This is a genomic window from Prosthecobacter sp. (assembly GCF_029946185.1).
In the GTDB taxonomy this organism is placed as follows: domain Bacteria; phylum Verrucomicrobiota; class Verrucomicrobiia; order Verrucomicrobiales; family Verrucomicrobiaceae; genus Prosthecobacter.
In genome coordinates this window covers 1-3,579 of record NZ_JAQSEA010000146.1, presented here as the reverse complement: position 1 = coordinate 3,579, position 3,579 = coordinate 1, and the positions used below count along the sequence as shown (strand labels likewise).

The following is a 3,579-nucleotide window of genomic DNA, read 5'->3' as shown; positions in this document are numbered from 1 at the left end:
GGTCAAGGCCGCTACGCGGTCAAGAGGTCAAGAGGTCAAGGTTCCGCTGGTCAAGGTTCCGCTGGTCAAGGTTCCGCTGGTCAAGGTTCCGCTGGTCAAGAGCGGGGCTGGACATCAGGTGGTTTCACCGGCGGCACGCAGCGCGAAGAGTCGGCGCGATCCAAAAGCGGGCTTCTTGCTGGAGGCGATCCAGTAGAGGAGCCACAGATGAGACCAGCATTTTTTGACGGGCGTGTAGAAGAATGCCGAGTAGGCCCATGGTGCGCAATTGCAGCGCCTTGGCTGCGGCCCGTCCCTCCGCTTCGTCCATGAGCACCAAGTCCGCCCGTTGTTCCAGTGCCAGTGAGATGGCAGCGATCTCTCCGGCATGCAGCACCGGGCTTGATGCCCAGGCATGGGCGGTTGTCTGCGGTTCAGCGTACTGGAGAAATGTTGGCAGGACCAACCCGTGAAAGCGACGGTCCGCACCCGCCAGTCGCCGAAACTCCGCCGCTACCTCGGACGGTAAATACACGGTGCCGAAGAGTTCTGGCAGCAGTCGTTCCAGCCCCAGGAAGCAAAGGTTCAGGATGACCGATGTATCCGCGACAACAATCACCGGGAGCCGAGTTCACGAAGAGTTTCCAGATCTTCTGTCAGCATCTCTTCCGTGAAGGTGGGAATCCGGCGCGCATGCAGCGCTTCGTCAAAATCGTAGCGGCTGACTCCTGCCACGTCCGAGGCCAGTTGGCGGGAGAGATGACCGGCTGCATACGCTCCGCAGGCGAGGTCGAGCCTGATGTCCTCTTCACGTACATTCATGAGTGCAGGCAGGTCTGGCAAGGTGATCGTCATGGTCTTGCCCATAAAATAGCGCACAAGCGCTATCGAGACAATGACCATTCCAAAACCAGCCGAAGCTCCTCACGACTTTTTGCCACGCCCTTGACCTCTCCTTGACGGGCGAAGCCTTGACCCTCCCTTGACGCGCAGCTCTTGCCCTCCTTCACTCTCCCATGCGCATCCACACTCTTGATCTCCGCTTCCATGGCCTTCCGGGCCTCATCGCCTCCTATCTTGTGGAGAGCGGGGGCGAGTATGCTTTGATCGAAACGGGCCCGGGTTCGACGTTGGAAACATTGCGTGCGGCGATTGGTGCGCTGGGTGTCGATGAGACGGCGATCAAGAAGGTTTTCGTCACGCACATTCATCTGGACCATGCGGGTGCTGCCGGGTGGTTTGCGCAGCAGGGGGCGACGGTGTACTGCCACCCCTCTGCGGTGAGGCATTTGATCGATCCTTCGAAACTCATGGACAGCGCCCGCATGGTCTATGGCGATCTCATGGACTCGCTCTGGGGCGACATGCTGCCTGCGCCTGCGGAACGCGTGGTGGCTTTGCATGACCAGGAAAGCGTGCCGCTGGGCGAGATCGAGATCATCGCTTGGGAGACACCGGGGCATGCGCGGCATCACCACGCGTTCATCATCGGCGACATTTGCTTTACGGGAGACGTGGCAGGCATGCGGCTGGAAAACAGCCCCTATCTTTCCGTCACCGCAGCGCCGCCGCAGTTTGATCCCTTCGCTTATGGGCAGTCTTTGGACCGCCTCATCGCGGCAAACTTCAAGACGCTCTATCTCACGCACTTTGGCGTGGTGCAGGATGTGGCGTGGCACCTGAGCACGTATCGCCAGCGGGTGATGGCGGTGTACGAGCGAGTGGCGGCGGATTTCGCGGCGGGCGTGGGCGTGGAGGAGAACCGCCGCAACTATGCGGCGGCTGAGCAAGAGATCGCCATGCAGGCGGGGGTGGATGAACGGCTCTGGCGCAAAGGGGAAGATGCCAACGTGACTTCCATGTGCGCGGATGGGGTGCGCTTGTACTGCGAGAAAGGCCGGTAAAGTACGTTAATAAGGGGGTGAAGTAGGGATGCGTTTTTTTTACAAATGGCTCCGTTAAGTATGAAAATTTTCAAAAACTACTTAACAATTGCGTAATATTGATGTATGCGCTGAGATTGCCGTAACGGAATCATTTATGAGTAACATCGCTTTTGATATAGATGGTAGTCGAGACGCCAGGGTGCCCATGATGCCCGCCAGTAGTTTGGCGGAACTGAATGCCGCCGCCGCTGATGCCCAGGCAACCTGCGAACGCTGGAACTCAGAGCTTCAATCCGTGCAGGAACAGCACCGGGCGCTGACGCATGAGGTGCGGCAGATGTCACGCCTGCATGAGCAGAAGACTTCAGAGGTGAACCGTCTGATCAGTCTTGAGGCGAGCCTGAACGAGCAACTGGGCAAGCTGAATGGACACCGTGAGATGCTGCAGAGCCGGCTGCAGGAGATCAACGCGCGTTATTTACAAGATCAGGGCAAGCTGGAACAGACGCAGCAGCAACTGAGCGAATGGGCGAGTCACAAGCTGTCGGTGGAGACGCAGGTGGACGCAGCGTCCCGGCAGCTCACCGGACTGAAGGCTGAGTCTGAACTGCTGGAAGAGCGCAGTTCCGAGCTCTCTGATTTGCTGCAAAAGGCGATCGATGAGGTGACGCGCCAGCAGGAGCGCATTGTGGAGGCACGCAGCCTAGTGCTGCGGCATGAGACCCGGCAGCAGGAGCTGACCATCAACATCGCACGGCTGGAGGTGAGCAATCAGCAGACGGATGCCAACCTCAAGCTCAAGCAAGAGCGGCTGAATTATTTGGAAGAAGCTGGCAGCCGGGCGACCGGGCATGTGGTGGATCTGACTTCGCGCTATCAGGCGCTGGAGCAGAATTTCACGCAGCTCACTTCGCAGTGCCGGGAAGGCGAAGCCTCCCTCAACATCACCCGCAGTGCCGTGGCCGATGAACGGGCGCGGTTGCAGGAAAAACGGCAGGCGGTGCAGGAGACCGGCCAGCAACACGCTGATTTGCAGAACGCGGTCAAAGAACTGGCAGGGCAGCGAGTGGCAGCGGCGGAAGCGCTGGGAGACCTCAAGGCCGAAGCGGTGCAGCATGAGCAGACATTGATCATTCTCCGTCAGCAACGGGCGAAAAGTCAGGCTGAAATGGATGAACTGCGCGCGTGCGAGCAGACGCTCGGGCAGGCTGTGCTGTCCCGCCGCAGCGAACTCTCCCGCATGGAAGAGAAGCTGGGCATTACCTTGAATGAGTGCACGGAAGCCGCCACGCAGGTGGCCGAGCTGCGCCGGGCGGTGACGCTGCTTGAGAAGACTGAAACAGAGTCAGCGCAGCAGATTCAGCAGTTCACCCAGGAACTGGCTGACCTTGCGGCTAAACGCCAGCAGGTGCAGGGCGAGATTGCTGAAACAGAAGCGACGCTGGCGGCGCTGAGTGAGCAGCACGGCACGGTGGGCGCAGAGATCATGGTGCTGGTCAATACCCGGCAGTCCACCTCAGAAGCTTTGCAAAGCTGCCAGGCTGAACTTGCCACCACTGAAGAGCGGCTGAAGAGCACGCGGGATGACTGCCTGGCCGCTGAGACGCGGCTGGCCTCCCTCACGCAGAAATTGCAGGAGGGTCAGGAGAAGGAAGCCGGCCTGGAAGACCGCATCCATGCCCTGGAGCAGAAGTCCGGGCAGTTGGAGAGCCAG

Annotated in this window: 4 protein-coding genes; 3 read left to right on the top strand and 1 reads right to left on the bottom strand. The window is 59.7% G+C overall.

Annotated elements, in window-relative coordinates:
- On the top strand, positions 1 to 196 hold a 196-nt coding region (locus tag PSV43_RS12545; protein ID WP_300197428.1), incomplete at its 5' end, for a hypothetical protein.
- A gap of 398 nt (positions 197 to 594) precedes the next feature.
- Here the strand turns inward: PSV43_RS12545 and PSV43_RS12540 are convergent.
- The gene (locus PSV43_RS12540) at positions 595 to 834 is read right to left on the bottom strand and encodes a UPF0175 family protein (protein ID WP_300197425.1); all 240 of its coding nucleotides are present in this window, start codon (positions 832 to 834) and stop codon (positions 595 to 597) included.
- Between the two features lie 161 nt (positions 835 to 995).
- On the opposite strand from PSV43_RS12540, the gene PSV43_RS12535 reads away from it, so the two are divergent.
- Together PSV43_RS12535 and PSV43_RS12530 are read left to right on the top strand one after the other, a co-directional pair.
- Entirely contained in the window at positions 996 to 1,883 is an 888-nt protein-coding gene (locus PSV43_RS12535; RefSeq protein ID WP_300197422.1) for an MBL fold metallo-hydrolase, read from the top strand.
- Positions 1,884 to 2,070: 187 nt separating this feature from the next.
- Positions 2,071 to 3,579: hypothetical protein (locus PSV43_RS12530; RefSeq protein WP_300197419.1), on the top strand; the 1,509-nt coding region annotated here is incomplete at its 3' end.

Excerpts from the sequence above, each read along its gene's own strand:
- PSV43_RS12540 (WP_300197425.1), bottom strand. The coding sequence starts at position 834 with ATGACGATCACCTTGCCAGACCTGCCTGCACTCATGAATGTACGTGAA.
- PSV43_RS12535 (WP_300197422.1), top strand. The coding sequence starts at position 996 with ATGCGCATCCACACTCTTGATCTCCGCTTCCATGGCCTTCCGGGCCTC.